The following is a 26,868-nucleotide window of genomic DNA, read 5'->3' as shown; positions in this document are numbered from 1 at the left end:
TCAGCGCCCCTCCCCCGGCCGACCGGCCTGTCGCCGAGTCTACGCGGGCGACGCGCTTCGATCCGGGCGGCGCGCAGGGCGCAGCCGGTTCAGACCGTCAGCGCAGGCCCTTGCCGAGCATCTGCTGCAGCTTCGCGAGGTCTTCCTCGCTCGGCTGCGCCTTCCCGGCGGCGCCGAGCCCGAAGCCGGAGCCGCCGGCCGGCGCCGCGGCCTGCTGCGTGGCCAGCCCGGCGGCCTCCTGGGCTCGCTTGGCGGGGTTGCCCGACTGCTTGCGCCCCTTGCCCTTGGCCTGCTGCTTCTTCTTGCCGCCGTGACCCATGCCCGGTATCGGCCCCATGCCCGGGATCTGCGGCACGCCGCCGCGGGCGACGGTCTTCATCATCTTCGCGGCCTGCTCGAAGCGCTGCACGAGCTGGTTGACGTCGGTGACGGTCATACCCGAGCCCTTGGCAATGCGCAGGCGGCGGGAGCCGTTGAGGATCTTCGGGTTCTGACGCTCGTCGCGGGTCATCGACTGGATGATGGCCTCGGTGCGCACGATCTCGCGCTCGTCGAAGTTGTCGAGCTGATCCTTCATCTTGCCCATGCCGGGCAGCATCCCCATCATCTTCTTCAGGGAGCCGGCCTTGCGCAGCTGCTGCATCTGGCCGAGGAAGTCGTCGAGGGTGAAGGCGTCGGTGGCGATCTTCTCGGCGACCTTGCGCGCCTCGTCCTCGTCGAACGCCTGCTGGGCCTGCTCGATGAGGGTGAGGATGTCGCCGAGGTCGAGGATGCGGCTCGCCATGCGGTCGGGGTGGAAGGGCTCGAAGTCACCGAGGCCCTCGCCGGTCGAGGCGAAGAGGATCGGACGACCGGTGACGCTGCGGATCGAGAGCGCAGCGCCGCCGCGCGCGTCGCCGTCGAGCTTCGTGAGCACGACGCCGGTGAAGTCGACGCCCTCCTGGAAGGCCTGCGCGGTCGCGACCGCATCCTGACCGATCATGGCGTCGATGACGAAGAGCACCTCGTCGGGCTCGGTGGCCCTGCGGATGTCGGAGGCCTGCTGCATCAGCTCGGCGTCGACGCCCAGGCGACCCGCCGTATCGATGATCACGAAATCGTACTGCTTCGCCCGGGCCTCGGCCACGCCGTTCTTCGCGACCTGCACCGGGTCGCCGACACCGTTGCCGGGCTCGGGCGCGTAGATCGCCACGCCGGCCTGCTCGGCGACGACGCCGAGCTGGGTGACCGCGTTGGGGCGCTGCAGGTCGCAGGCCACGAGCATCGGGGTGTGGCCCTGATCCTTCAGCCACTTCGCGAGTTTGCCCGCGAGCGTGGTCTTGCCCGCACCCTGGAGACCGGCGAGCATGATGACCGTGGGAGGGTTCTTGGCGAACTGCAGTCGGCGCTGCTCGCCGCCGAGGATGCCCACGAGTTCCTCGTTGACGATCTGCACGACCTGCTGCGCCGGGTTGAGGGCCTGGTTGACCTCGTCGCCGAGCGCGCGCTCGCGCACCTTGCCCGTGAACTCCTTGACCACGTCGAGCGCGACGTCGGCCTCGAGCAGGGCGCGACGGATCTCGCGCACCGTGCTGTCGACGTCCGAGGCCGACAGCTTGCCCTTCGTACGGAGGTTCTTGAAGGTCTCGGTGAGCCGAGCAGACAGGTTTCCGAAAGTAGCCATAGCGGGTCCAGTCTACCCGGCTCGCCCGGGATCGTCCGACCTACTCGTACGCGTAGAAGCCGCGGCCCGATCCCTTGCCCAGGTAGCCCTTGTCGATGTACTCGCGCTTGATGTATTCGGCGAACTCGCGCTGCTCGGGATCGTCGCTGTCCTTGCCGAGGTTGTAGGGCGTCATCATGCCGACCACGTCGTAGATCTCGAACGGCCCGGTAGGTGCCCCCGGTCGCGATCTTCCAGGTCCTGTCGATGTCCTCGGGGGTCGCCACACCGCGCACGAGCAGGTGGGACGCGGCGTTCAGGAACGGCACGAGCAGCGAGTTCAGCACGTAGCCCGGCTGCTCCTTGCGGATGCGGATCGGCACCATCCCGATCTGCTCGGCGAACTGCGCGACGGCTTCGAAGACCTCTGGGTCGGTGCCCGCGTGCCCCATGACCTCGCCCGTGTTCTTCGCCCAGACCTCGTTCGCGAAGTGCAGCGCGAGGAACTTCGCGGGGCGCCCGGTGAACGGCGCGATGTCGCTCGGCAGCAGCGTCGATGAGTTCGTGCAGAGGATCGTCTGCTCGGGGGCGACGGCGGCGACCTTCTCCCAGGTCTGCTGCTTGATGTCGAGCCGCTCGGGCACGGCCTCGATGATGATGTCGGCGCGCTGCACCGCGTCGGCGAGGTCGGAGCTCGTGCGGATGCGCGCCACGGCGGCGTCGAGCTTCTCGGGCGTCGCGTCGGGCAGGTCGCGCAGATACAGGGGCTTCAGGTACTCCCAGCGCGCCGGGAGCTTGGCGAGGATCTCGTCGTTCAGGTCGTACGCGACCACGTCCTTGCCGGAGTACGCGGCCTGGAAGATGATCTGGGAGCCGAGCACGCCGGTTCCGAGTACGGTGAGGTTCTGCAATGTCGTGCCTTTCTCGAATGTATCGCCCGGTGGGCGGTGATCCGGTCCGGCGGTCGCAGCGCGGGGCTCGGCCGTCAGGCCTCACCCTCCGGTCTACTCCTCCGCGGGCACGGCGTGGCCGGATTTCGCGGGCAGCGAATCCCCGGCGGGTGACCGGTCGCTGACGGGCGACCGCTCTCAGTCGGGCGTCGGCACGCGCCGCGGCATCGCGACGGCGCTCGCGAGCATGAGCAGGGCCGTGATCGCGACTCCCGCGAACACCCAGGTCGTCGCCGACACGACCGTGGGCGCGTGGTGCTCTCCCCCGCCGCCCGAGATGACCGCGTTCGAGATCGCGCCGTAGATCGCCACTCCGATCGCGCCGCCGGCGGTGCGCGCGAAGACGTTGAGGCCCGTCACGGCTCCGCGCTGGTTCCACTCGACCGACGCCTGGGCGGCGATGAGCGTCGGCGTCGCCGTCCACCCGATTCCGAAGCCGATGCAGAACGCGCAGACGGCGATGCGCAGGGGGTCGGGCCAGGGGGCGACGAGCACGAGGGCGACGGCGCCGAGGGCGGCGATCGTGCTGCCGATGAGCGCCGTGCGGCGGAACCCCCACCGCAGGTAGAGACGCCCCGACATTGAGGCGGCGAGCGGCCAGCCGAGCGTGCACGCCGCGACCGAGAGGCCGGCCACAAGGGGCGGGGACCCCGCCGTGCGCTCGAGATAGCTCGGCGCGAATGCCGTGAACCCGGTGAGCAGCGCACCCACGCAGGCGGAGATGCAGGTGGGCGCCCACACGACGGGCAGTTTCAGCAGCCCGAGGTCGAGAATCGGCTCGGACGCACGCCGGGTCGAGCGGGCGAACACCGCGAGCGCCGCGATCCCGAGCGCCGCCAGGCCCAGGCTCGGCAGCGAGACCCACTCCCACCCGTGGCCGCCCTCGATCAGCGCGAGGATCACCGCCGTCAGCCCGATCGTCAGCACCGCGGCGCCGAGCACGTCGACGCGGCGGTCGCTGCGTTCGGCGCGCTCGCGGTAGTTGCGCAGCAGCAGCGCGCCGGCGATGAGGCAGAGCGGGATGTTGATGAAGAAGATCCATCGCCACGAGACGAACTGCGAGAACACGCCGCCGAGCACGGGGCCGAGCACCGAGGCCGCGGCCCACACGCTCGCCATGTACCCCTGCACTTTCGCCCGCTCCTCGACGGTGTAGATGTCGCCCGCCACGGTCTGCGTCATCGGCGCGACGGCGCCGGCCCCGAGCCCCTGCACGGCGCGGAACACGATGAGCGCGGGCATGCTCCACGCGAAGCCGCAGGCGATCGAGCCCACGAGGAAGAGCGCGATGCCGAACAGCAGGATCGGTTTGCGCCCGATCATGTCGGAGAGCTTCGCGTAGATCGGCACCGAGACCGCCTGCGCCAGCAGATAGCTCGAGAACAGCCACGGGAACTGGTTGAAGCCTCCGAGGTCGGCCACGACGCTCTGCACGGCCGTCGCGAGGATCGTCGCGTCGACCGCGATGAGCCCGGCCGAGAGCATCAGGGCGAGCAGGATCGGCCCGCGCTCCGAGCGCAGTCCGACCTGGGCGCGGGAGACCACCGGCTCAGCCGACGAGCTGCTGCGCGAAGACGTGGGGCGTGAAGCCGGTGAGGTCGCCGATGCCCTCGCCCTGCCCGACGAGCTTGATAGGCAGGCCGGTCTTCTGCTGCACCGAGAGCACGAAACCGCCCTTGGCCGAGCCGTCGAGCTTCGTGAGCACGAGGCCGGTGACGCCGGCGTGCTCGATGAAGGCCTCGGCCTGCGCGAGCCCGTTCTGGCCCGTGGTTGCGTCGAGCACGAGCAGCACCTCGGCGACGGGCGCCTGCTTCTCGATCACGCGCCGCACCTTGCCGAGCTCGTCCATGAGGCCGCCCTTCGTCTGCAGGCGGCCGGCGGTGTCGATGATGGCGATGTCGTAGCCCTCGTTCTTCGCCTGCTCGACGGTCTGGAACGCGACCGAGGCGGGATCCTGCCCCTGCTGCTGGGGCTTCACGATGTCGACCCCGGCGCGCTCGGCCCAGGTGGCGAGCTGCTCGACGGCGGCGGCGCGGAACGTGTCGGCGGCGCCCACCACGATCTTCTTTTCGAACGCGGTGAGGTACTTCGCGAACTTGCCGATGGTGGTGGTCTTGCCCACCCCGTTGACGCCGACCACGAGGATCACGGCGGGGCGCTCCGAGAGGTGCAGCGTGGGGTCGTAGGCCGCGAGCCGCTCTTCGATGGCGTCTCGCAGCATGCGGCGCATGTCTTTCACCTCGGTGACGCGGTGGCGCTCGACGTCGGCGCGCAGCTGGTCGAGGATCGACTCGGTGACGTCGGGCCCGAAGTCGGCGGTGATGAGCGCGGCCTCGAGATCGTCCCACGTCTCGTCGGTGATGAGCTCGGGGCCGGTGAAGAGAGTGCGGAACGCTTTCGAGAAGGACCAGGATCGCTCAGCCATTGCTCAAGTCTATCGAGATCGGGATCGGGCGCCCGCTACTCCTCGCGACCGATGCGCTGGCCCACGACGGCGCTGATGCCGTCCTGCCGCATCGAGACGCCGTAGAGCGCGTCGGCGATCTCCATGGTGCGCTTCTGGTGGGTGATCACGATCAGCTGCGAGTTCTCGCGCAGCCGCTCGAAGACCTGCAGCAGGCGGCCGAGGTTCGCATCGTCGAGCGCGGCCTCGACCTCGTCGACGATGTAGAACGGGCTGGGGCGGGCCTGGAAGATCGCGATGAGCCAAGCGACCGCGGCGAGGGATCGCTCGCCGCCCGACAGCAGCGAGAGGCGCTCGACCTTCTTGCCCGCCGGTTTCACGGCCATGTCGATGCCGGTGTTCAGCAGGTCGTCGGGATCGCTGAGCGCGATCTCTCCGGACCCGCCGGGGAAGAGGATCGGGAAGACCTCGGAGAACGCCGCCTTCGTGTCCTCGAAGGCCGCCGCGAAGATGCCCTGCATCTTGTGGTCGAGCTCCTCGATGATGGCCAGCAGATCCGAGCGCGTCTTGGTGAGGTCCTGCAGCTGGTCGGTGAGGAAGCGGTGCCGCTGCTCGAGGGCCGCGAACTCCTCGAGCGCGAGGGGGTTGATGCGGCCGAGCTGGGCGAGCTGCTTCTCGGCTTTCGCGAGCCGCCGCTCCTGCTCCGCGCGCACGTACGGCACGGTCTCGACGGCGGGCGCCTCTGAAGCGTCGCGGTCCTGTCCCTCGCCCTCGGCGTCTGCGCTGCCCGGCGCCGCACCCTCCGACTCCGTCGAGGGGAGCGCCTCCGCCTCGGCGCGCTCGGAGGCGGCGCTCGTCAGCCCCAGCTCCGCGGCGAGCTCCGCCTCGAGCGCATTCGCGTACGCGGGCTCGGGATCCGCGGCCTGCTCCGGCTGCGGAGATGCGGCGTCCGCCGCGTGCACCGGCACCCCGACCAGGGGGCCGTACTCGGCGATGAGCACGTCTTCGACGAGTCCGAGCTCGTTGCCCGAGCGTTCGAGCAGCCCCGAGAGCTGCAGCTTGCGCTCGTAGCTCTTCAGCTCGGCGCCGTGCACCCGCTCGGTGAGGGTCTGCAGCTTCTGCCGCAGCTCCGACTCCTCGGAGCGCAGCAGCGTGAGCTCCTGGCTGTGCTTGGCGCGCTGCTGCTCGGCGGCCTGCTGGGCGAGGCGGGCCTCGGCCAGGGAGCGGTCGCAGGCGTCGAGGATCGCGGGCAGCAGCTCGGCCACCCGCTCGGCCTGCGCCACCTGCCGGGATCGCAGCACGGCGCGCCGCGCCGCCTCCTCGGCCGCCTGGCGCTCCGCTTCGAACTGATCGGCGAGCGCGCCGCGGCGCGCTTCTGCGGCGCGGGCCCGCTCGCGGGCGGTCTCGAGCGCGAGACGCAGCTCGATCTCGGCCGACCGCGCCCGCTCGAGCTCGGCGAGCAGCTCGTCGCGCTGGCTCGCGTCGAGGATCGGCCGGGGCTCCGCCTCCGCCGCGGCGAACGCCTGGGCGGCGCGCTCGGCATCGGCCGCAGCCTCCCCGACCGACTGTTCGACGGCGACGAGCGCGTGGCGGGCGCGGTCGGCCTCGGCCCGGGCGGCCTCGGCGCGGGTGGAGAGCCGGTTGCGCTCCTTCGCGGCCTCCGCGAGACGGGCATCGGCCGCGCGCAGCTCGGCGAAGGCCTGCTGCGCGTCGGTCTTGGCGCGCGACGCGGCGTCGCGCAGCTCGGCGAGCTCGGCCTCGGTCTCGACGATCCGCTCGGCCACGCGGGTGCGCGCCTGCTCCGCCTGCTCCAGCTCGGCCGTGAGCTCGATGCGCGACGGGGCGAGGCCCGACCCGCCGCTCAGCGTGTGCTCGGTGAGCACGTCTCCCCCGCCGGTCACCACGGTGTATGCGCCGCCGGGCCACTGCTCCCGCAGTGCGGAGGCGACGCGGATCGCCGACTCCAGGTCTTCGACGATGTAACTGCGCGCGAGCAGCCCGCGCACCCCGACAGGGGCCTCGAGGATCACGTCGACGGCGCGGGTCGCCCCGTCGACCTCGGGCCCGGCGCCGGCCGCGGGATCCGCGTCGCCACGCCCGCCGCCCGCGAGCACGGCCCGCAGCCGCCCCAGATCCCGCTCGCGGGCCGCCGACACGGCGAGCCCCGCTGCCGCGTCGGACTCGGCGAGCAGGGCGTCGCCGAAGACGCCGAGCGCGGCGCCGACGGCCGCCTCGGCGCCCTCGCGCACCCGCACGTGGTCGGAGACCCGCCCGGAGATCCCGCTCGGCGCATCGGCCAGCAGCGCCCCCGAGGCGTCGCGCTGATCCAGCGAGCGGGTGAGCGCGCTCACCCGCGCGTCGAGTCCGGCGCGCTCCTGCTCGAGCTCGTGCAGCCGCTCCCGGGCCTCGTCGCGCCGCTGCTCCGCGTCGCTCTGCCGCTCCTGGGCGGCGCGGTAGGCGGCGTCCCAGTCGGCGATCCGCGAGCCGGCATCGGCGGCCGCCGCGCCCGGATCCTCGGCCTCGGCCCGCTCCTCGAACCCCGCGAGCTCGAGCCGCGCGGCTTCCGCACGCTCCTCGGCCTGCTCCACCGCGTGCTCGCGCCGCGCCAGCTCCTGCGCCACGGTCGCCCGCTTCTGCTCGGCGGCCTCGGCCCGTCCGCGCAGCTGCGACAGCTGCAGGTCGTGCCTCGACACGAGCGCGCTCTGCGCGGCGATGTGCTCATCGATCGCGTCGAGCGCCTGCTGCGCCTGACGCGTCGCCGATCCGCCGCGCTGCCACGCGGACTCCGCCTCGGGAATCAGCGCCTCGAGCCGGCGCACCTCCTCGGCGGCCTCGTCGACCGCGCCACGCGTCAGCCGATTCACCTGCTCGGGCGTCTCCGCCTGCGTCGCGAGGAAGGTGAGCCGCTGCTGCGCCTGCGAGTAGAGGCCCCGCAGCTTCGACTGCGCCGATTCGAGACCGATCGTGACGCGCCGCGCCGCGTCGAGCTCGTCGCTCTGCTGCTCCTGCTCCAGCCGCTGGATGCGCAGCTGCTTCTGCTCGACCTGCTCCTGCAGCACGATGCGCTCCGAGTGCCGCTCGGCCTCGTCCTTCGCCAGCTCGTCGAGCTCGGCCCGCAGCCGCGCGACGTCGTCGGCGAGCAGCCGCGCCTTCGCGTCGCGCACCTCGGCGGCGATCGTCTGCGCCTGCCGCGCCACCTCGGCTTGACGCCCGAGCGGTTTGAGCTGCCGCCTGATCTCGCCCGCCAGATCGTTCAGACGCGTGAGATTCGTCTCCATCGCATCGAGCTTGCGCAGCGTGCGCTCCTTGCGGCGGCGGTGCTTCAAAATGCCCGCGGCCTCCTCGATGAAGCCGCGGCGATCCTCCGGGGTGGCGCGCAGCACCGCGTCGAGCTGGCCCTGCCCCACGATCACATGCATCTCGCGGCCCAGGCCGGAGTCGCTCAGCAGCTCCTGCACGTCGAGCAGGCGGCAGCTCTCGCCGTTGATCGCGTACTCGCTCGACCCGTTGCGGAACAGCGTGCGGCTGATCGTCACCTCGGTGTACTCGATCGGCAGCGCACCGTCGGAATTGTCGATCGTGAGTCGCACCTCGGCCCGGCCGAGCGGGCCCCGGGTGGAGGTGCCCGCGAAGATCACGTCCTCCATCTTGCCGCCGCGCAGCGTCTTCGCGCCCTGCTCGCCCATCACCCACGCGAGCGCGTCGACCACGTTCGACTTGCCCGAGCCGTTGGGGCCCACGATGGCGGTGACGCCGGGCTCGAACTGGAACGTGGTCGGCTGAGCGAAGGACTTGAAGCCCTTGAGCGTGAGGCTCTTGAGGTGCACGCCGCCGCCTTTCCGTCTCTCGCCCGGCCGACAAGGATCCGTCGATCTCTACGACTTTACCCGGCCGAGAGCCGATTCCCCGCTATTGCGAAGCCTCGAGAACCAGGGCGGCGAGGCGCGCCCCGGGCTCAGCCCAGCACGCTGCCGACAGGGATGATGTCGCCGTCGGCGTCTCGGAAGCCGTAACCGAAGGCGCGATCCGCCGCGATGTGCACGAACCAGGCCGCACCCGCGAGCGCGAGCGGCCAGAATCCGCCGTCGAAGCCGCCCGTGATGAAGAACACGGCCGCCCCGAGCACGAGCATCGCGATCGGCACCGGCATCGAGTGCAGCGTGTTGTAGAGGCGCACGCGCTCGGACTTCAGGCGGCCCTGCTCCGCGAAACCACCGATGAGCGCCACGTCGGGCAGCACCGCGAAGAGCACCGCGATGCCGACGGCCGGCCAGCCGAGCGCCACGCACGCCAGCACGATGAAGCCGAACCAGACGAGGGCGCTCATGCCCCAACTCACACGCATGAAGTTCATGGGCTCCATGCTATTGCTGACGCCGCCGTGAGCCGGGCCGCGATCCAGCACCCCGCGAAGAGCAGGATCACCCCTGCCAGCAGCGGCCAGAACACGCGGGCGCCGCGTGGCGTCACCGACCAGATCGCGAGGCCGTAGCCGACCGCCCCCGTCAGGAAGAACGGGAACCCCGCGAAGAAGAGCACGAGGAAGACCCCCACTCCCCCCGTGCTCGGGTCGAGGAGCCGGTTCGCCGCCTCGACCAGGATCGCCAGCACGAACGCTGCGGCGAGCGCGATGCCGCTGAACAGCAGCGCCTGCCCGAACGGGTAGAAGCGCCGCAGCCAGGGGCCGAGCACCGCCGCGGTCGCGATCATCACGAGCAGCTGCGGGATTCCGAACCAGACCAGGTTGAGCGTGGTCTGGGGCATGGGACTGTCACCGAGCAGGCCGAAGAGCGTGATCACCAGCACCACGCAGAGCCCGGCGACGATCGCCCCGAGCGCCGAGCGCCACGCGATCCCCCACCGCGAGAGCAGAAGCCACGGGTGATCCGGAGGCAGCCCGGGCTCGGTCTGATGCAGGTCGACCATGCCCTCGCCCTACGCTCGGCCGCGCTCGTCGACGGGGCGTGCGCGGTACTCCCGCCAAGCGGCGAGCAGATCCTCGCGGCTGCCATCCGGGTGGGCGGTGTGCCAGGCCCGGGTGAAGCGGTTGTACTCGAACTGGGCGTCGATGCCGCGTTTCCCCTGCTCGCGCGTCGCGACCCAGTGGTCGAGGGCGTGCTGCAGGGTCTGCGTGCCATCCGAGGCCGCGAAGAAGGCGCGCATCTCGGCGTCGAAGTGGAAACCCGGCCCCGCCTGCTCAGCCATCCACGCCCGCACCGTCTGGCTGCACCGCTGACCCGCCGGGATCAGGGTCTCGGGCGTCAGCTCACCCGCGAGCTGACGCCCACCGGTGCGCCTCCGCTGCGACGGCTCGACGAACTCGCGGCCGTCGAGGCGAGCAGCGATCCGCTCCGTCAGCAGTTCTTTGCCGCCGGTGGCGCGGATGCCGAGCGACCGCGCGAAGTCGCTCAGTTCGTCTTTCAGCCAGTACCAGCGTCGCAGCTCGTCGCCGGAGAGCCCCGGGGTGAGCGCTGGGCGGGCCGAGCCCGGCGAAGACTGAGTCATCCCCTCACCCTACCGAGGGGCGCACGCGGCGCTCGCACCGGCGCCCGGGCCGTCATCCCGGGCCGTCATCCCAGGCCCGAGATGAGATTGACGACGTTCGCGATGATGCCGACGCCGAAGAGATAGCCGAGCAGCGTCTGCGCGATCACGACCCGGCGCAGATCCGAACTGCTCACGTTCGTGTCGGCCACTTGATAGGTCATCCCGAGCCCCACCGAGAAGTAGGCGAAGTCGGTGTACTGCGGCGGATCCGCCTGATTGAAGTCGATACCGCCCCGCGGTGCGCCATCGGGGCCGCTCGCGTAGTAGAGCGCGGCATACCGCAGCATGTAGTCGGTGTGGATCAGCGCCCAGGAGCTCGCAACGCTGAGCAGCGCGATCCCCGCGAGCAGGTATGCCTCGATCCCGTCGGCTCGCTGCGCCTGCGCCGCGACCACCGCGACGGCGACGAGGCTCGCGACACTGCCGGCCACAGCGACCACGCGCGCGAGCCCGCGCCCCGGATCCTCGGCGGTCGCGTGCGCCCTCGTCTGCTGCGGGTTCATGCGCCAGACCACCAGCAGCACCCAGACCACGTTGATGAGCGCCACGAGCCCCCAGCCCGCGAGCAGTCCCGCAGCGACTCCGAGCGAGGGGGCCACGACGGCCCCCGCACCGATGCCGAGCAGGATGGAGACGCAGGAACGCAGCCGCAGATGCGCGTGCGCATGCGCACCTGCGGAGACTTTCGGGCCCATGCGCGCAGTCTATTTCGAAGCGGCGGCCGGCACACGCGCGTGCCAGCGCTCGTGGCTGCCCCGGCCGGGGAACGGCGTCGTGCCGCGTAGGATGAGGTCAGGCACGCATGGAACGGCGAACGCCTCGGCCGCCTCAGCCTCCGTCTCGATGCCGCGTACTGCGGGTTGCTCGGCGCGGGCGTCGCACTCGCCGCCCCGGCGATCGCGCCCACCCTCGCGCTGCCGGCATGGCTGGTCGCCGCCGTCGGCGTCGCCGTGGTCGTCTGCGCCGGCCTGATCCTGCTCATGCTCGCGAGACTTCCGCTGCGCACCGCGCTCCGGCTGGTGATGATCGCGAACCTGCTCGCCGCCGCCGCGGTCGCTGCGGTCTCGGCGACGGGCGCCGCGGTGCTGGTCGCCCTCGCCGTGCTCGCCATCGCCGTCGATATCGCCCTCTTCGCCGCCAGCCAGGCCGTCGCGCTGCGACGCCTGCAGCCGGCGAGCTGAGCCCCCTGCGGAACCTTCGGTGCCGCGAAGGAGCCTCAGCGAGCGACGGCCGTCCGGTCGAGCCAGTCGCGCAGCAGGGCGCCGACGACCGCCGGCTGTTCCAGGTGCACATTGTGCCCGGCGGCGTCGAGCACGACGAACGCACCCCGCGTGTAGTGGTCTCGCAGCGCCAGGCCGTCCTCGAAACCGACGACGTGGTCCTGCCTGCCGAAAACGTGCAGCGACGGCGCATCGAAGGGCTCCGCGGCGCCCGCCTCAGGAGAGTAGGCGTGCGTGTACTTCGCCGCGATCCGCCCCATGACCCGCTGATCCGCACCGCGCAGACCCGGCAGCGCGGAGGTGAGGAACGCGTCGAGGGCCGCCTCGCTCTGCACGACCGCCATCTCCTCGAAATCCGCCCGCGCCTCCCCCGCCCGCACGAGCACCTCGTCGTCGAGCACGACCGCCTGACGGTCGGGACAGATGCGCCGCGAACGATCCGGCTCGAACATCCCGCCGAGCGTCGCAAGACCCAGGCACTGCGCCGGCAGCGCGTGCGCGAGGTGGCGCGCGACCATCGCTCCGAACGAGTTGCCGATCACCGCGAAGGGCGCCTCGCCGATCGTGCCACGGACCTCGGCGAGCACCGCGTCCGCAAGCTCACGCGGGGTGCGCTCGCCGGTGTCCGCAGCGCCCTCCGCCCATGGAAGGTCGAGGTAGATGCGCTGCCACCCCCGGTTCGCGAGATCGTCGTCGAGCGGCAGCATGATGCGGTGATCCACACCGAAGCCGTGAATCGCGATGAGCGGGGTTCCCTCGCCGAGGATCTGCGCAATCATCGTTCAAGGGTATCGGCGCAGGCGCCTGGCCTGCCCCGAGACCGGGGCTCGAGACCTGCACCCCGACTATATTGATGCGATGAGCACCGACCCGGTTCAGAGCCTCACCCTCGACCATGTGCGCGAGCAGATCGACGCGATCGATCAGCGCATCGTCTCACTCATCGCCGATCGGCAGCGGTGGGTGCTCACGGCTGGTTCCCTCAAGCAGAACGAGGGCGAGGTGCGGGCGCCCGCCAGGGTGGAGCAGGTCATCGAGAAGGCGCGGGGCCTCGCCGAGGAGCGCGGGGCCTCCCCCGAGGTGGTCGAGGCCGCGTACCGTGCCCTCATCGGAGCCTCCATCGATCTCGAACTGCGGCAGCACCGAGCAGGCTAGCGGCCCGAACCCTGGCATACCCGGCGCCTGCGACAATGGTCGGATGCGTCTCGAAACCCCGCGCCTGCAACTTCGCGAGCTGAACGAGGGCGACCTGCCCGCGCTCCGCGCGATCCTGCAGGACGAGCAGACGATGACCGCCTACGAGGGCGCGTTCGACGAGCCGATGGTGCGCGGCTGGCTGCAGCGCATGCGCGAGCGGTATCGGGAGGACGGCTTCGGGCTGTGGGCCGTCGAGCTGAGTGACACCGGCGAGATGATCGGGCAGTGCGGGCTCACCCGGCAGCGCATCCTCGGCGCCGACGTCATCGAGGTCGGCTACCTCTTCAACCGCGCCCACTGGCACCGCGGATACGCCGTCGAAGCGGCCACCGCCTGCCGCGAGTACGCCTTCGATCAGCTCGCCGCCGAGCGGGTGTGGGCGCAGGTGCGCGACACCAATCTCGCCTCGATGAACGTCGCGATCCGCCTCGGCATGACCGTCCGCGGACGCTTCGTGAAGCACTACCGCGGCGTTGAGATGCCGCATCTGGCGTTCGCGGTGGATCGGCCGCGCTCGGGCTGTTGATCCCCATCGCGGTTCGCGTGGACGATCTGCTGCAGACAGCAGGCTTCTGCGTCTCACGCTTCAGTCGGGACCTGGAGACCGCGCCTCAGCGCGAGCGCGCTATCGCTTCGAGAATTCTCTCGAGCCCGAAACGCCACGCCTCCTCCACATCTCCGTCCAGGCGGAAACCCCCGTTGTTCTCCATGATGATGAAGCCCGTCGCCCACGCAGTGAGGGTGCGAGCAGCGTCAAGCCCTCGAGCTTCGCCGCAGAGGGCCCGTGTAGCGTCGATCACCGGCTGCGTGACCGCCGCCGTCGCCGCGAGACTCGCAACCGGAACACCTGCACCGGGAGCCATGATCAGTTGGAATGCGGCAGGATGCAGATGCCCGAAGCTGCGAAACGCTTCCGCAAGGCGGTAGAGGTCGGGAGCCGCCCTCAACGCATCGGACAGGTCGCTCAGCGCAGCTTCAGCGACGAGTCGGATCAGTTCGTCTCGATTTCCGACGCGCTTGTAGAGAGAAGGCGCACGAACTCCCACACGCTGAGCAACGCTCTGCATGGTCAAGCCGGGCAATCCGTCGGATTCCACAAGCTGCCGGGCAGCATGCACGATCGCACCCAGGGAAGTCTTGTCAGGAGCTGGCATCCCCCAAGTATAGCTATTGACAGTAGCCTTCATGGCTATATATCTTAGCCTTCATGAAGCTGAGCACCCATCTCTACCGAGTCGGCAATGACATCGTGGCCGCCTACCTCGTCGTCACCCCCGAAGGAGTCACGATCATCGATGCGGGGCTCTCCGGCCACTGGCGCGATCTCCGCGCCGAACTCACAGTTGCGGGCAGAACCCTGGGCGACGTCAAGGGCATCATTCTGACGCACGGCGACTCCGACCACCTCGGCTTCGCTGAACGCCTGCGCCGGCACCTCGGAATACCCGTCTACGTCCACCACGCAGATGCAGCGCGTGCCATGGGCGGACCGAAGCCGCCCAACGCCAAGCAGCAGATGAGATTCCTGCCCCTCGTCGAATTCCTGACATACGCCCTCCGCAAAGGCGGACTTCGCACTTCGTGGCTCACCCGCACGATCGACGTGCGCGACGGAGAAGTCCTGGATCTTCCGGGATCCCCCCCCCCCCCGCATCATCGGCCTTCCAGGGCACTCCGAGGGCAGCATCGCCGTGCATGTTCCGCTCGCCGACGCAGTGTTCGTCGGCGATGGACTCACGACACGCAACGTCCTGACCGGCGTGACCGGCCCCCAGCCCGCGCCGTTCACCGATGACCCAGAGCAAGCCATCGCTTCTCTCCAGAATCTGCTCCCGACCGAAGCGACATGGGTACTCCCCGGACACGGCGCCCCCTGGAAGGACGGCATCACCGCCGCCGTGCGTGCAACCGCTGCGGCCTCGACGGCCCGGCCCTAGCACTCCGCCGCGGCGGCGCACCGCCAGCGGGAGCAGCGAATCGGACCGGGCGGATCCTGCCCCAACGCCTCAGACAGAGGTGCGGGACCGCGGGGCGGAGCCCCTTTTCTGGCACCGCGAGCAGAAGTGCGAGGAGCGTCCGCCGATGACGATGCGCCGGATCGGCCCCCCGCAGCGCGGGCACGGCTGCCCGGTGCGGCCGTAGGCGTTGAGCGAGTGCGCAAAATAACCCGCCTGACCGTTCACGTTGACGTACTGGGCGTCGAAGCTCGTGCCGCCCTCGGCGAGCGCCTTCGCGAACACGTCGCGCAGCGCGGCGAGCAGCTCGCGGGCCTTGCGCGGCCCGACCGACGTGCCCGCCGTCTCGGGGTGCAGTCGCGCCCGCCACAGGGCCTCGTCGGCGTAGATGTTGCCGACGCCGCTCACGAGCCCCTGGTCGAGCAGCAGCTTCTTCACACCGGCGCTGCGGGAGCGCAGCGCCGCGATGAAGCCGATGTCGTCGAAGAGCGGATCGAGCGGGTCGCGCGCGATGTGGCGCGCCTGGCTCGGGATCGCGCCGCCGCCCGCGGCCTCGACGAGCGCGTCGAGCGCCAGCGAGCCGAAGAGCCGTTGGTCGGCGAAATCGAGACGCAGGTCGCCGTGCTCGGGGTGCTCGATCCAGAGCCGCACGCGAACGTGCCGGTCGTCGGGCGCTTCGAGCGAGCGCAGCAGCAGCTGCCCGCTCATGCCGAGGTGCGCGAGGAGCGCCGATCCGGGAGCGCCGCCGTTCGGGTTCGCTACGGGGATCCACATGAACTTACCGCGCCGCTGCGGCGCGGCGAGCCGGAGACCGGTGACCCGGCGCTCGAAGTCGGCCGAGCGCGACAGGCCCGCCTCGACGGGCAGGGTGACGCTGTGCCCGCCGAGGCCGTCGTCGAAGGGCAGTCCGTCGAGGCCGAGCGGCAGGTGCCGCTTGAGCGCGCGGGGGTCACGCACCTCGGCGGCGACGATCCGCGCACCCGTCACGGCGGGGGCGAGGCCGGCGCGCACCACCTCGACTTCGGGCAGTTCGGGCACGCCGCGCTACTTCCCGGCGCCGCGCTCGGCGCGACGGCGACGGGCCTCGAGCAGCTGCTCGACGGCGTCGCGCGCGGCGGCGAGCTCGGCCACCTTCTTGCTGGTGCCCTCGCCGACTCCGGTCGCACCGTCGAGCGTCACGCGCGAGGTGTATCGCCGATCGTGATCCGGGCCGGTGCCGGTGGTCTCGTAGGGCGGGTGCGACAGGCCGCGCTGGGCGGCCTCCTTCTGCAGCGAGGTCTTCGGATCGACGGCCGCCGTGAACCGTTCGGGGTCGGCGAACAGCGGGGCCACGAGGTCGAGCACGAAACGGTTCGCCGTCTCGCCGTCGGTCGACAGGTAGACGGCGCCGATGATCGCCTCGACGGTGTCGGCGAGGATCGAGTCCTTGTCGCGCCCACCGGTCTGGCGCTCGCCCTTGCCGAGCCGCAGCGAGGCGCCGATGCCGAGACCGCGCGCCACCTCGGCGAGCGCCACGGTCGACACGAGCGCCGAGCGGCGCTTCGCGAGTTCGCCCTCGCTCAGCTCGGGGTAGTCGCGGTAGAGCTTGAGGGTGACGGCCTGACCCAGGATGGAGTCGCCAAGAAACTCAAGGCGTTCGTTGTGGGGCGCCCCGCCGTTCTCATACGCCCAGGAACGGTGCGTGAGGGCGAGCTCGAGCAGCTCGGGATCGACTCGCACCCCGAAGGGCATGAGAAAGCCGCCGGGCTCGCCCTGCGGCGTTCCCGACGGCTCTCGAGCGTTCGATGCCAACTTACGCGTCGGCGACCTTGCGGCCCTTGTAGTCGAGGAAGAGGGCGTTGCCCTGCGAGTCCTCGACCACGCGAGCGCGGTGCGGGAGGCTGTACACGGTGCGGCCGTTCTCGACGGTCTTCACCAGCTTCGGGGCCTCGGCCTTCCACGCCGAACGGCGGTGACGGGTGTTCGAACGCGACATCTTGCGCTTGGGAACAGCCATGATGCTCTCTTTCCTAGTTGCCTTCAGGATCGGCGGACCGATCCACGTCTTTTTCCTCGGCCAGATACCCGGCCAGCGCAGCCCATCGCGGATCAACCGCGCCGGACTCGGCTGCAGCCTCGGCCTCGCGCAACTCACCGGACTCGGGATCGAGCCCCGGGCAGTCCGGGCGACACACTGGCTGGAACGGCAGTGCAAGCACTACCGCGTCTCGGAGCGGGGGTTCAAGATCCACGTGATCACCGTGAACCCCATACTCGTCGGCCTCCGTAGGAGTATACGCGAAAAGCTCCTGAAACTCGACTTGAAACGGCGTGGCGAACTCTTTCAGGCAGCGCCCGCACTCGGCGTGCACGGTGGTGTTCACCTCGACGGTGGCGAGGATGCCCTCGTGCACCGACTCGAGCCGCAGGTCGAGGTCGAGGTTCTCGCCCTCGGCCACCCAGGCGAGCCCCTCGCCCAGTCGTTCGGGCGCCGCGACGGTGCGCGTGCGCTCGCGCATCTCACCCGGACGATTGTAGATGTCGCGGATGTTCTCGTGGAACACTCGTGCGCCGCTCATCACGCGGGCCTCGTCTTCGCGAGGAAGCGGGCCACGGCCGGGGGCACGTACTGCGAGACGTCGCCGCCCATCGACGAGACCTGGCGCACCAGCGTGCTCGACACGTGCGCGTGGGCCGGGTCGGGCAGCAGGAACACGGTCTCGACGCCTGCGAGGCTGCGGTTCATGATGACCATGGGAGTCTCGTAGGCCACGTCGATCTGGGAGCGGATGCCCTTGACGAGCACCGAGGCCCCGACCTCCGTGCAGTAGTCGACCAGCAGGCCGACCGACCACGACGCCACGAGGATGTTCTTCGGCATCTGGGGGTCTTCGTCGAGCGCCTTCTGGATCAGGCCGACGCGCTCCGAGATCGGCAGCATCGCGTCTTTGCCGGGGTTGTGCACGACGAGGACGTGCACCTCGTCGAAGATGTCGGCAGCCCGACGGATCACGTCGAGGTGCCCGAGGGTGATCGGGTCGAACGACCCGGGTACGACGGCGATATTGCTCATGCCTTCAACCCTATCTGCCGCAGCTTGGAAGAGCGCCGCGTCGCCGCTGTCAGCGGAATCTCTCAGAGTCCGTGCTGCTTCGCGAAGATGACGGCGTGCACGCGGTCGCGCAGCTGCAGCTTCGCGAGCACGCGCCCGACGTGGGTCTTCACCGTCGACTCCGAGAGGAAGAGCTCGGCGCTGATCTCGGCGTTGTTGAGCCCCTCGGCGATGAGGCGCAGCACGTCGAGCTCGCGCTCGGTGAGCACCTCGAACACGGCGTGCGGGTCGGTATCGGCGCCGGGAGCGCCGGCGGCGCCCGACACCTCGGGCGCTGCGGAGCCGGACGACGCCTGAGCCGGATCCGCGAGTCGCAGCTGCTCGATGAGCCGGCGCGTGACGCTCGGCGCCATCGCGGCGTCGCCGCCGGCGACGCGGCGGATCGCATCGACGAGGTCGTCGGGACGGGCGTCCTTGAGCAGGAAGCCGCTCGCGCCGGCCTGGATCGCTCCCGTCGCGTACTCGTCGAGATCGAAGGTGGTGAGCACGAGCACACGCGTCGCCGGGTGCTCGGCGACGATGCGGCCGGTGGCCTCGATGCCGTTCATGCCGGGCATGCGCACGTCCATGAGCACCACGTCGCACCCGCCGCCGCTCGCCTCCAGACTCGCGAGCTCGGCGAGCGCCGCCTCGCCGTCGGCGGCCTCTGCGACCACGTCGATGCCGGGCTCCCCCAGCAGCACGAGCCGGAAGCCCGTGCGGATCAGTTCCTGGTCGTCGACCAGCATCACCCGGATCTGTGCGTCGCTCATCGTCTCTCCTCGTCGGGTTCGGGATCTCGGTCGTCCGCGCCGCCCTCCTGCTGCGCGGCGGGATCGCCCGGCACGCGTTCGCGGGCCGCCGCGCTGACGGGCAGCTCGGCGTGCAGCAGCCAGCCCGCGCCGGGGCCCGCGACGGGCCCCGCCGAGATCTCGCCGCCGAACACCCGCGCGCGCTCGCGCAGGCCGGCGATGCCGCGCCCCGAGCCGACGCCGGATACCGGCGCCGACGATCCGGGTTTCGCGCCGAAATCGCGCACCTCGATCACGGTGCGGTCGGGCAGGCGCTCGATCCGCACCTCGGCCCGGGCGCCCGTGCCCGCGTAGCGCAGCACGTTCGTGAGCCCCTCCTGTACCACGCGGTACACGGCGAGATCCTGTCCGCGGTCGCCGGAGGCCTCGCCCGAGATCTCGAGGCTCACATCGACGCCCGCGTCGCGGAAGCCGCGCGCGAGCTCGGGCAGATCCTGCACACCCGGCTGCGGCACGAGTTCTGCCTGCTCGCCCTGTTCGGTGAGCGCGCCGAGCAGGCGCCGCATCTCGGCGAGGGCCGTGCGCCCGGTCTCGGCGCTGCGCGTCATGGAGTCGACCGCCGCGTCGGGGGCGGCCTGCGCGGCTCGCGCCGCATCCTCGGAGAGCGCGATCATGACCGACAGGGAGTGGGCGACGATGTCGTGCATCTCGCGGGCGATGCGCGAGCGCTCCTCGGCGACCGCGAGCTGCGCGAGCTGGTCGCGCTCCCGCGCGAGCTGGTGCGCCCGGTCGATGATCGCCTGCAGATACCGGCGGCGGTTGCCGAGGTTGATACCGAGCATCAGCACCGCGAGGTACCAGATCGCGGTCATCACACTCACGACGATGAAGTCCGGGATCGACATCGCGGCCGCGTCACCGGCGCGCACGACCCCACCCGGGGTGATCTCGCCGGTGGTGCTCCACGTCGAGCCCGAGAGCATCGAGACGAGGCTGCCGCCCACGCTCGCGACGACCACGATCGCGTAGCCGATCCATCCGGCGGCGACGCTGCGGTAGACCGGAACGGCGTAGATCATGAAGAGCAGTGCGACGCCCGACGCGAGCGCCTGGGCGCCGTGGTCGCCGAGCATGGCGACCGTCACCACGATGAGCCCCGCCAGCGGATAGCGGCGTCTGAAGAGCAGCGCGGCGCCGATCACCAGTACCCGCAGCACGGCCAGCGGCCACCACGGCCAGTGCAGGTAGCCGGGCAGCGCGAACCAGTCGGAGACGGCGAGGCCGTCGACCGGGGCCTGGGCGGCCACGAGGTCGATGAACACGCCGAGCAGGCAGCCGAGCACGTACCAGGTCACGATGAACACGTCGACCGCGAGCGGGTGCGCCGCCAGCGCCCGCCGGATCACTCCCGGCGAGCGCGGCAGCCGCACCTCGGCCGCGGTCGACAGTTCTGCGTTCACCCCTTCACCCTACTGACTCGCCCGACCGCGCGGATCAGCGCGCGTCGCGGCGCTTGAAGAGGATCGCGGCGGGCACGAGGGCGGCGACGGCCCAGGCGGTCATCGCCGCGAGCGCCGTCCAGTAGCCGGGCCCGGAGCCGACCGCGAGCGCCTCGCCGTCGACCGTGACGGCCTCGGGGAGCGCGCTGTCGGAGATGCCCGCTGCGAGCGTGCCGCCGAGGTCGGCGGGCAGGTAGGCGGAGACGGTGGGCAGCCACTCCCATCCGGTGAGCATGAGCACCTGCATCGCGATCGGCAGCACGAACGTGAGGCCCGCGATCACCGCGATACCGCCCGCGGTCGAGCGCAGCAGCGTCGCGATGCCGAAGGCGAGCAGCGTGATGAGCACGAGGTAGGCCACCGTTCCGAGTCCGCCCGAGATCACCGCGGTGGAGCCGAGCTGCTCAGCGGCCTGGGGCAGGAACGCCACGGCGAGCGCGAGGCCGCCGAGCACGAGCACGAGGGCCGTCGCGGCGGCGACGGCCGCGGTCACGATCGCCTTCGCGATCAGCACCGGGGTGCGACGCGGCACCGCGGTAAGCGTGGAGAGGATCATGCCGCTCGAATACTCGCTCGTGACGGCGAACACGCCCAGCACGCCGAAGACGAGGGCCAGGAACGGCGCGGTGAACGTCGACACGATCAGCAGGTAAGTCTGCAGGCCGGCGGGATCCGACGTCATCATGGCGTCGGCGCCGTCCATCTGGCCGCTCCACAGCAGGGCGATCATCGCGCTGAGCCCGAGGCCGACGAGCGCGGTGATGAGCAGGGTGAGGCGGATGCTGCGCAGCGACGACAGCTTGATGCGCTCGGAGCGCAGCACACCGCCGAAGGTGAGCCGCGGGGCGCCGCCCATGGCCGGGCGGCCTTCTGGAGCGGGCGCGGATCCGCCGGCCTGCTGGCCGGGCACCTGGCTCGCGTCGATGGTGATGGTGGAGGTCATGATCTGCTTCTTTCGCTGGAAGATGTGGTGCGTCTGGGGATCGGAGACGGCCCATTCCCGAGGCCGCCGGAGGTGGCGGTCGTCCGGCTTCGCGCGGGCGATGCCGCCGCCGGCCGAGTCACGCGGACTGGTACTCGAGCTCGCCGCGGGTGAGCGCGAGGTAGGCGTCCTCGAGCGACGACGAGAGAGGGCTGAGCTCGTGCAGCTCGATGCCGTGCGCGGCGGCGGCGCGGCCGATCTCGGCCGCAGCGATCCCGCGCGCCGTGAAGCCCTGCTCCCCCTCCGGATCGAGCTCCACGCCCGAGGCGTTCATGAGCAGCGCAGCGAGCCTCGCGGCGTCGGGGCTCTGCACCCGCACGCGTTCGCCCTGCGCGCCCTGGCCCCCGGCTACGAACTCGGCGATGGGCGCGTCGGCCACCACGCGTCCGCGCCCGAGCACGATCACGTGGTCGGCGGTCTGCGCCATCTCGCTCATCAGGTGGCTCGACAGCAGCACGGTGCGTCCCTCGCCCGCGAGGTGGCGCAGCAGCTGACGCACCCACAGCACGCCGTCGGGGTCGAGACCGTTCACGGGCTCGTCGAGGATGAGCGTCTGCGGGTCGCCGAGCAGCGCCGCCGCGATGCCGAGCCGCTGCCCCATGCCCAGCGAGAAGCCGCCGACGCGCTTGTTCGCGACCGCCCCGAGCCCGGTCTGCTCGAGCACCTCGTGCACGCGGCGATCCGGGATGCCGTGCGTCGCGGCGAGGGCGCGCAGGTGGCTGCGGGCGCTGCGGCCCGGATGCACGCCCTTCGCGTCGAGCAGCGCGCCCACCTCGGCGAGCGGCGCCGGGGACTCGGCGTAGCGCCTGCCGTTCACGGTGACGGTGCCCGCCGAGGGGCGGTCCAGCCCCACCATGAGACGCATGCTCGTCGACTTGCCCGCACCGTTCGGGCCGAGGAATCCCGTCACCTGCCCCGGCCTGATCGAGAAGCTGACGTCGTCGACGGCGGTCTTCTTGCCGTACTGCTTGCTCAGGCCTCGTGCCTCGATCATGGTGCTCTCCTTCGCGTGGTGCCTGGGGTGATGCGCTCGTGGTGCATCGTTGCTTCCACGCTAGGACCGCGCGAGCGGCGACGGATCGGCCCTCGGTGCCTGGGGAATGGTACCTGGGTACCGCTTCGGGGCCGGCCGAGGGGCGGCGTCGCACGGCGCGGCCGCCGGATCCCGGATCGCGGGTGCGCGACGCGGTACGAGCACGCGCCTTCCGAGGCGCCGAGTCCACGCCGTGCTCGACGGGCGTGCGGCCCCGGCAGCTACGACTTCGCGAGGTTGTCGAGCAGGCCCGCCTCGTACTCGCGGGCGATGAGCTCGGCGAGGCCCGGGGCGGTCTCGAGCTCGGGATCGTGCTCGAGCAGCGCCGCCGCCACCTCGCGGGCGTGCGCGATCAGTTCGCCGTGCTCGGCGACGCGCAGCAGGCGCAGCGTCGACCGCCCTCCCGACTGCGCCGTACCGAGGATGTCGCCCTCGCGGCGCAGTTCGAGATCGACCTCGGCGAGCGCGAAACCGTCGGAGGTCGCCGCGACGGCCTCGATGCGCTCTCGCGCCACAGAGCCCTGCTCGGCCGTGGTCATGAGCAGGCAGAGACCCGCGTGCTCGCCGCGCCCCACCCGGCCGCGCAGCTGGTGCAGCTGCGAGATGCCGAAGCGGTCGGCGTCGCGCACGATCATGATCGTGGCGTTGGGCACGTTGACGCCCACCTCGATGACGGTCGTGGCGACGAGCACGCCGATGCGCCCATCGGCGAAGCCCCGCATCACGCGGTCCTTCTCGTCGGAGGCCATGCCGCCGTCGAGCCCCTCGATCTGCACGCCCGCGAACTCGGGGCGGCGGCGCAACTCGGCGACGGTATCCTCGACGTTCGCGAGCGGCCGCGGCCGCTCCTCGGCGCCCGTCTCGTCGCCGTCGAGCTCGGGATCGACCTCGCCCGCCGAGATCGCCGGGCAGACGACGTACACCTGTCGGCCTCCCGCGAGGTCTTCCGCAGCGCGCGCCCACACGCGGGCCGCGCGGTTCGGCATCTCGAGTTCGGGCACGGTGAAGGTCTCGATGCCCTGCCGCCCGGGCGGCAGCTCTCTGATCGTGGTCACCTCGAGGTCGCCGAAGGTCGTGAGCGCGACCGTGCGCGGAATGGGGGTGGCGGTCATCGCGAGCACGTGGGGCGAAGCCCCCTTGCGCCTCAGCGCCTCGCGCTGCTCGACGCCGAAGCGGTGCTGCTCGTCGACCACGATGAACCCGAGGTCGTAGAACGCGACCCCCTCGCTGATGAGGGCGTGCGTGCCGACCGCGATGCGGCAGGTGCCCGAGGCGAGCGAGAGCAGCGCCCGCTTGCGCTCGGCGGCCGGCATGCGGCCCGTGAGCAGCACGGGGTTCAGCTCGGCCGTGAGGTCGGGGCCGAGCGCCTCCGTGATCGAGCGGAAGTGCTGCGCCGCGAGCACCTCGGTGGGCGCGAGCAGCGCGCTCTGGCCATCGCTGCCCGCGACCTGCAGCATGGCGCGCAGCGCCACGAGCGTCTTGCCCGACCCGGCCTCGCCCTGCAGCAGACGGTGCATCGGGTGCGATTGAGCGAGCTCGGCCGAGATCGTGTCACCCGCGAGGCGCTGGTCGCCGGTGAGGTCGAAGGGCAGGGCGGCGTCGAATCGGTCGAGCGGGCCCGGCTTGCCCGCCGCGCCGCTCGTGAGCGGCCTCGGGGTGCTGGATTCGAGCCCGGCGCGACGCCGGCGATCGAGCAGCGCGAGTTGCAGCTCGAACGCCTCGCGGAAGCGCAGACTCTGCTGCGCGCCGCGCCAGTCGGCATCGGTCTGCGGGCGGTGGATCAGCTCGAGCGCCCGCCCGTAGGCCATGACCCCCTCGGCGTCGCGGATCTCGGCGGGCAGCGGGTCGGTCACCGGCCCGAGAGCGTCGAGGGCGAGTTCGACGGCCCGCTGGATGGTCCAGCTGGGCATCTGCGCGGTGGCCGGGTAGATCGGCACCGGCGTCTCGGCCCACGCCTTCGCCGCCGCCTCGTCGAGCTGCTCTGCGCCGGGGGCCTCATCGCGGTTCTCGAACAGCTCGTACTCGGGGTGCTGCAGCTGCAGGTTGCCCCGGTACTCGCTGACCTTGCCCGCGAAGATGCCCCGTCGCCCCGCCACCAGCTCCCGGCTGCGCCACTGCTGGTTGAAGAAGGTGAGCGTGAGCGTTCCCGTTCCGTCGGTGATGCGGGCTTCGAGGAGGCTGCCGTTGCGGCGCTGCATGCGGCGCTCGCGCACGTCGAGCACCTGGGCGACCACCGTGATCTGCTCGCCCGTCGGCAGCCCGCGCAGCGGCGTCAGCTCGCCCCGCCGGGAGTAGCGGCGCGGGAAGTGGTGCAGCAGGTCGCCGACCGTGAGCATCTCGAAGGCCCGCTGCAGCGGCTTCGCCGTGCGCGCTCCCACGACACCGTCGAGGCGGGTGTCGAGCGTGGCCTGGGTCATGTCTCCAGCGTAGCGGCGACCCCCGACAGACGCTCGCGGCGGCGAGACGGTACCCTCGTGTGATGACCAGAATCATCGCCGGAGCCGCCGGATCGCTGCGCCTCGACGTGCCCCGTTCCGGCACGCGGCCCACGAGCGATCGCGTGCGCGAGGCGATCTTCTCGGCGCTCGAGTCGTGGGGCCTCATCGACGGCGCACGCGTGCTCGACCTCTACGCGGGCTCGGGCGCTCTGGGCCTCGAGGCGGCGAGCCGCGGTGCAGCCGCCGTCACGCTCGTCGAGAAGCATCTCCAGGCGGCGCAGGTCGCGGGTCGCAACGCGCGAACGGTGCTCGGGGCGTTCACGCGCTCCGGATCGGCCCCCCTCGTCGAGGTCGTGCGGCAGTCGGTCCAGGCGTTCCTCGACTCGGCCGGGGAGAATCCGGCCGCTCCGCGCTGGGATGTCGCGCTCATCGACCCGCCCTACGATCTCGGGGACGCCGAGCTCGCGGCGAACCTCGCCGCGCTCGTGCCGCTGCTCGCCGACGACGCCGCCGTGCTCGTGGAGCGCAGCACCCGCTCCCCCGAGCCGGAGTGGCCCGCGGGGCTGGCTCCGGTGCGCGAGAAGCGCTACGGCGAGACCGCGCTGTGGTGGGCAGAGCCCGCCTGAACCGCGATCCGCCCCCTCCGGATACACCTCGGGCCCGGAACCTCAGAGGTTCCGGGCCCGAGTGCGGACTCCGAGCTCGAACTACGAGCGCGGGATCAGCGTGTACTTCGTCGACAGGAACTCGTGGATGCCGTCGAAGCCGCCCTCGCGGCCGATGCCCGACTGCTTCACGCCGCCGAACGGAGCCGCGGCGTTCGACACGAGGCCCGTGTTCAGGCCCATCATGCCGGTCTCGAGCTTCTCGATCATGCGGTGACCGCGAGCGAGGTTCTCGGTGAACACGTAGCTCACGAGGCCGTACTCGGTGTTGTTGGCGATCTCGACCGCCTCGTCCTCGGTGGAGAAGCGCACGATGCCGAGCACCGGGCCGAAGATCTCCTCGCGCATGATCGCGGCCTGCGGGCCGAGGTTGTCGATCACGGTCGGCTGGAAGAAGTTGCCGGGGCCGTCGATCGGCTCACCACCGGTGACGATGGTGCCGCCGGTCTCGACGGCGTCGGCCACGAGGCGGGCCGTGTTGGCCACGGCCTTCTCCTCGACCAGCGCGCCGATGTCGTTGCCCTCGTCGGCGCCGCGGCCGATCTTCATCGCCGCGACCTTCTCGCCCACGCGGCGCGCGAACTCGTCGGCCACGCTCTCGTGCACGATGATGCGGTTCGCCGCGGTGCAGGCCTGGCCGATGTTGCGGAACTTCGCGAGCATGGCGCCCTCGACGGCCTTATCGAGATCCGCGTCCTCGAACACGACGAACGGCGCGTTGCCGCCGAGCTCCATCGAAGTGCGCAGCACGTTCTGAGCGGCGGCCTCGAGCAGCTTCACGCCCACCGGGGTGGAGCCCGTGAACGACAGCTTGCGCAGGCGGGGATCCGACAGCAGCGCCGACGACTGAGCGCTCGACTTCGAGGTCGGCACGACGTTCACCACGCCGGCGGGGAGGCCCGCCTCCTCGAGCAGCTGTACGAAGAAGATCGTGGTCAGCGGAGTCAGCGCAGCCGGCTTGATCACCGAGGTGCAGCCCGCGGCGAGTGCCGGAGCGATCTTGCGGGTCGCCATCGCCAGCGGGAAGTTCCACGGCGTGATGAAGTAGCACGGGCCGACGGGGATATGCGAGACCACCATGTTGCCGGTGCCCTCGGGGTTCTGGCGGTAGTCTCCCTGCACGCGCACGGCCTCCTCCGAGAACCAGCGCAGGAACTCGCCGCCGTACACGACCTCGCCGCGGGCCTCGGCGATGGGCTTGCCCATCTCCATGGCCATGAGCAGCGCGAACTCCTCCTTGCGCTCCATCAGCAAATCGAACGCGCGGCGCAGGATGTTCGAGCGCACGCGGGTGGGGGTGTTGCCCCACTCCTCCTGCGCCTCGACGGCCGCGTCGAGCGCGCGCACCGCGTCCTCGACGGTCGCGTCGGCGATGGTCTTGATGACCTCGCCGGTGGCGGGGTCGGTCACGTCGAAGGTCGCGCCCGAGGTGGACGCTTCCCACTTGCCGCCGATACCGAGACCGGACTCAACACGATCGAGCAGTTCCTGCTCGTTGGGCTTCAGTGCCATGA

The 26,868-nt window shown here is 71.1% G+C and carries 28 protein-coding genes and 1 pseudogene; 6 read left to right on the top strand and 23 right to left on the bottom strand.

What is annotated here, in order from left to right; translation table 11 throughout:
* Positions 1–97: 97 nt before the first annotated feature.
* From ffh to Leucomu_RS06960, 10 genes and pseudogenes are all read right to left on the bottom strand, one after another.
* Positions 98–1,663: a signal recognition particle protein gene (gene ffh / locus Leucomu_RS07000; RefSeq protein WP_128386769.1), complete on the bottom strand. Its 1,566-nt coding sequence runs from the start codon at positions 1,661–1,663 to the stop codon at positions 98–100.
* 40 nt (positions 1,664–1,703) lie between these two features.
* Positions 1,704–1,841 (bottom strand): hypothetical protein, encoded by a 138-nt coding sequence (locus Leucomu_RS16010; RefSeq protein WP_323368313.1) that lies wholly within the window; start codon positions 1,839–1,841, stop codon positions 1,704–1,706.
* A 100-nt stretch (positions 1,842–1,941) separates the two neighbouring features.
* A pseudogene (locus Leucomu_RS06995) lies at positions 1,942–2,523 on the bottom strand (3-hydroxyacyl-CoA dehydrogenase NAD-binding domain-containing protein); the annotation flags it as partial.
* A 207-nt stretch (positions 2,524–2,730) separates the two neighbouring features.
* Positions 2,731–4,137, bottom strand: a complete 1,407-nt coding sequence (locus Leucomu_RS06990) for an MDR family MFS transporter (RefSeq protein ID WP_228407324.1) — start codon at positions 4,135–4,137, stop codon at positions 2,731–2,733.
* Between the two features lie 4 nt (positions 4,138–4,141).
* Complete coding sequence (ftsY, locus tag Leucomu_RS06985) at positions 4,142–5,017, bottom strand: signal recognition particle-docking protein FtsY (RefSeq protein WP_128386768.1); 876 nt, start codon at positions 5,015–5,017, stop codon at positions 4,142–4,144.
* A gap of 35 nt (positions 5,018–5,052) precedes the next feature.
* Positions 5,053–8,823: a chromosome segregation SMC family protein gene (locus Leucomu_RS06980; RefSeq protein WP_128386767.1), complete on the bottom strand. Its 3,771-nt coding sequence runs from the start codon at positions 8,821–8,823 to the stop codon at positions 5,053–5,055.
* A 128-nt stretch (positions 8,824–8,951) separates the two neighbouring features.
* Entirely contained in the window at positions 8,952–9,350 is a 399-nt protein-coding gene (locus Leucomu_RS06975) for a DUF4260 family protein (protein WP_128386766.1), read from the bottom strand.
* Complete coding sequence (locus tag Leucomu_RS06970) at positions 9,347–9,922, bottom strand: hypothetical protein (RefSeq protein ID WP_128386765.1); 576 nt, start codon at positions 9,920–9,922, stop codon at positions 9,347–9,349. Before Leucomu_RS06970 ends, Leucomu_RS06975 begins: the two co-directional genes overlap by 4 nt.
* A 9-nt stretch (positions 9,923–9,931) precedes the next feature.
* On the bottom strand, positions 9,932–10,501 hold the full coding sequence (locus Leucomu_RS06965) for a DUF6434 domain-containing protein (RefSeq protein ID WP_128386764.1): 570 nt from the start codon (positions 10,499–10,501) through the stop codon (positions 9,932–9,934).
* A gap of 65 nt (positions 10,502–10,566) precedes the next feature.
* Positions 10,567–11,238: a DUF1345 domain-containing protein gene (locus Leucomu_RS06960; RefSeq protein ID WP_024357177.1), complete on the bottom strand. Its 672-nt coding sequence runs from the start codon at positions 11,236–11,238 to the stop codon at positions 10,567–10,569.
* A gap of 165 nt (positions 11,239–11,403) precedes the next feature.
* Here Leucomu_RS06960 and Leucomu_RS06955 point away from each other — a divergent pair, with 165 nt between their 5' ends.
* A complete protein-coding gene (locus Leucomu_RS06955) occupies positions 11,404–11,724 on the top strand; it encodes a hypothetical protein (RefSeq protein WP_017885017.1) in 321 nt (106 codons plus the stop codon).
* A 35-nt stretch (positions 11,725–11,759) separates the two neighbouring features.
* On the opposite strand, the gene Leucomu_RS06950 is transcribed toward Leucomu_RS06955, so the two are convergent.
* The gene (locus Leucomu_RS06950; protein WP_017885016.1) at positions 11,760–12,542 is read right to left on the bottom strand and encodes an alpha/beta fold hydrolase; all 783 of its coding nucleotides are present in this window, start codon (positions 12,540–12,542) and stop codon (positions 11,760–11,762) included.
* Positions 12,543–12,621: 79 nt separating this feature from the next.
* On the opposite strand from Leucomu_RS06950, the gene Leucomu_RS06945 reads away from it, so the two are divergent.
* Positions 12,622–12,918 (top strand): chorismate mutase, encoded by a 297-nt coding sequence (locus tag Leucomu_RS06945; protein WP_128386763.1) that lies wholly within the window; start codon positions 12,622–12,624, stop codon positions 12,916–12,918.
* A 43-nt stretch (positions 12,919–12,961) separates the two neighbouring features.
* Positions 12,962–13,486: a GNAT family N-acetyltransferase gene (locus Leucomu_RS06940; RefSeq protein WP_017885014.1), complete on the top strand. Its 525-nt coding sequence runs from the start codon at positions 12,962–12,964 to the stop codon at positions 13,484–13,486.
* Between the two features lie 85 nt (positions 13,487–13,571).
* Here Leucomu_RS06940 and Leucomu_RS06935 read toward each other — a convergent pair whose 3' ends face one another.
* Positions 13,572–14,114: a TetR/AcrR family transcriptional regulator gene (locus tag Leucomu_RS06935; RefSeq protein ID WP_031290241.1), complete on the bottom strand. Its 543-nt coding sequence runs from the start codon at positions 14,112–14,114 to the stop codon at positions 13,572–13,574.
* A gap of 53 nt (positions 14,115–14,167) precedes the next feature.
* Between Leucomu_RS06935 and Leucomu_RS06930 the strand changes: the two genes are divergently transcribed.
* Positions 14,168–14,755 carry an MBL fold metallo-hydrolase gene (locus Leucomu_RS06930; protein ID WP_228407322.1) on the top strand — a complete coding sequence of 196 codons (588 nt, stop codon included), beginning with the start codon at positions 14,168–14,170 and terminating at the stop codon, positions 14,753–14,755.
* Entirely contained in the window at positions 14,652–14,897 is a 246-nt protein-coding gene (locus tag Leucomu_RS15825; RefSeq protein WP_323368312.1) for an MBL fold metallo-hydrolase, read from the top strand. The genes Leucomu_RS06930 and Leucomu_RS15825 overlap by 104 nt, the downstream gene beginning before the upstream one ends.
* Positions 14,898–14,966: 69 nt before the next feature.
* Here Leucomu_RS15825 and mutM read toward each other — a convergent pair whose 3' ends face one another.
* The 10 genes from mutM to Leucomu_RS06880 form a co-directional block, all read right to left on the bottom strand.
* A complete protein-coding gene (gene mutM / locus Leucomu_RS06925; protein WP_128386762.1) occupies positions 14,967–15,953 on the bottom strand; it encodes a bifunctional DNA-formamidopyrimidine glycosylase/DNA-(apurinic or apyrimidinic site) lyase in 987 nt (328 codons plus the stop codon).
* Between the two features lie 6 nt (positions 15,954–15,959).
* Entirely contained in the window at positions 15,960–16,646 is a 687-nt protein-coding gene (gene rnc / locus Leucomu_RS06920; protein WP_128387799.1) for a ribonuclease III, read from the bottom strand.
* Positions 16,647–16,707: 61 nt separating this feature from the next.
* A complete protein-coding gene (gene rpmF / locus Leucomu_RS06915) occupies positions 16,708–16,911 on the bottom strand; it encodes a 50S ribosomal protein L32 (RefSeq protein ID WP_128386761.1) in 204 nt (67 codons plus the stop codon).
* Between the two features lie 13 nt (positions 16,912–16,924).
* Complete coding sequence (locus tag Leucomu_RS06910; RefSeq protein ID WP_128386760.1) at positions 16,925–17,473, bottom strand: YceD family protein; 549 nt, start codon at positions 17,471–17,473, stop codon at positions 16,925–16,927.
* Positions 17,473–17,967, bottom strand: a complete 495-nt coding sequence (gene coaD / locus Leucomu_RS06905) for a pantetheine-phosphate adenylyltransferase (protein WP_017885007.1) — start codon at positions 17,965–17,967, stop codon at positions 17,473–17,475. Before coaD ends, Leucomu_RS06910 begins: the two co-directional genes overlap by 1 nt.
* A 62-nt stretch (positions 17,968–18,029) precedes the next feature.
* Positions 18,030–18,758, bottom strand: a complete 729-nt coding sequence (locus tag Leucomu_RS06900; RefSeq protein WP_128386759.1) for a response regulator — start codon at positions 18,756–18,758, stop codon at positions 18,030–18,032.
* Complete coding sequence (locus Leucomu_RS06895; protein WP_128386758.1) at positions 18,755–20,197, bottom strand: sensor histidine kinase; 1,443 nt, start codon at positions 20,195–20,197, stop codon at positions 18,755–18,757. The genes Leucomu_RS06900 and Leucomu_RS06895 overlap by 4 nt, the downstream gene beginning before the upstream one ends.
* Before the next feature lie 34 nt (positions 20,198–20,231).
* Entirely contained in the window at positions 20,232–21,179 is a 948-nt protein-coding gene (locus Leucomu_RS06890) for an ABC transporter permease subunit (RefSeq protein ID WP_128386757.1), read from the bottom strand.
* 118 nt (positions 21,180–21,297) lie between these two features.
* Positions 21,298–22,212: an ABC transporter ATP-binding protein gene (locus Leucomu_RS06885; protein WP_128386756.1), complete on the bottom strand. Its 915-nt coding sequence runs from the start codon at positions 22,210–22,212 to the stop codon at positions 21,298–21,300.
* 260 nt (positions 22,213–22,472) lie between these two features.
* Positions 22,473–24,668 (bottom strand): ATP-dependent DNA helicase RecG, encoded by a 2,196-nt coding sequence (locus tag Leucomu_RS06880; RefSeq protein WP_128386755.1) that lies wholly within the window; start codon positions 24,666–24,668, stop codon positions 22,473–22,475.
* Positions 24,669–24,730: 62 nt separating this feature from the next.
* On the opposite strand from Leucomu_RS06880, the gene rsmD reads away from it, so the two are divergent.
* On the top strand, positions 24,731–25,315 hold the full coding sequence (gene rsmD / locus Leucomu_RS06875; RefSeq protein ID WP_128386754.1) for a 16S rRNA (guanine(966)-N(2))-methyltransferase RsmD: 585 nt from the start codon (positions 24,731–24,733) through the stop codon (positions 25,313–25,315).
* 81 nt (positions 25,316–25,396) lie between these two features.
* On the opposite strand, the gene Leucomu_RS06870 is transcribed toward rsmD, so the two are convergent.
* Positions 25,397–26,866, bottom strand: coding sequence for an NAD-dependent succinate-semialdehyde dehydrogenase (locus Leucomu_RS06870; protein ID WP_128386753.1), 1,470 nt, complete (start codon positions 26,864–26,866; stop codon positions 25,397–25,399).
* Positions 26,867–26,868: the final 2 nt, after the last annotated feature.

The sequence above is a fragment of the Leucobacter muris genome (assembly GCF_004028235.1).
GTDB classification, from domain to species: domain Bacteria; phylum Actinomycetota; class Actinomycetes; order Actinomycetales; family Microbacteriaceae; genus Leucobacter; species Leucobacter muris.
The sequence above is the reverse complement of the archived record's forward strand: the minus strand, read 5'-3'. Positions and strand labels throughout refer to the sequence as shown.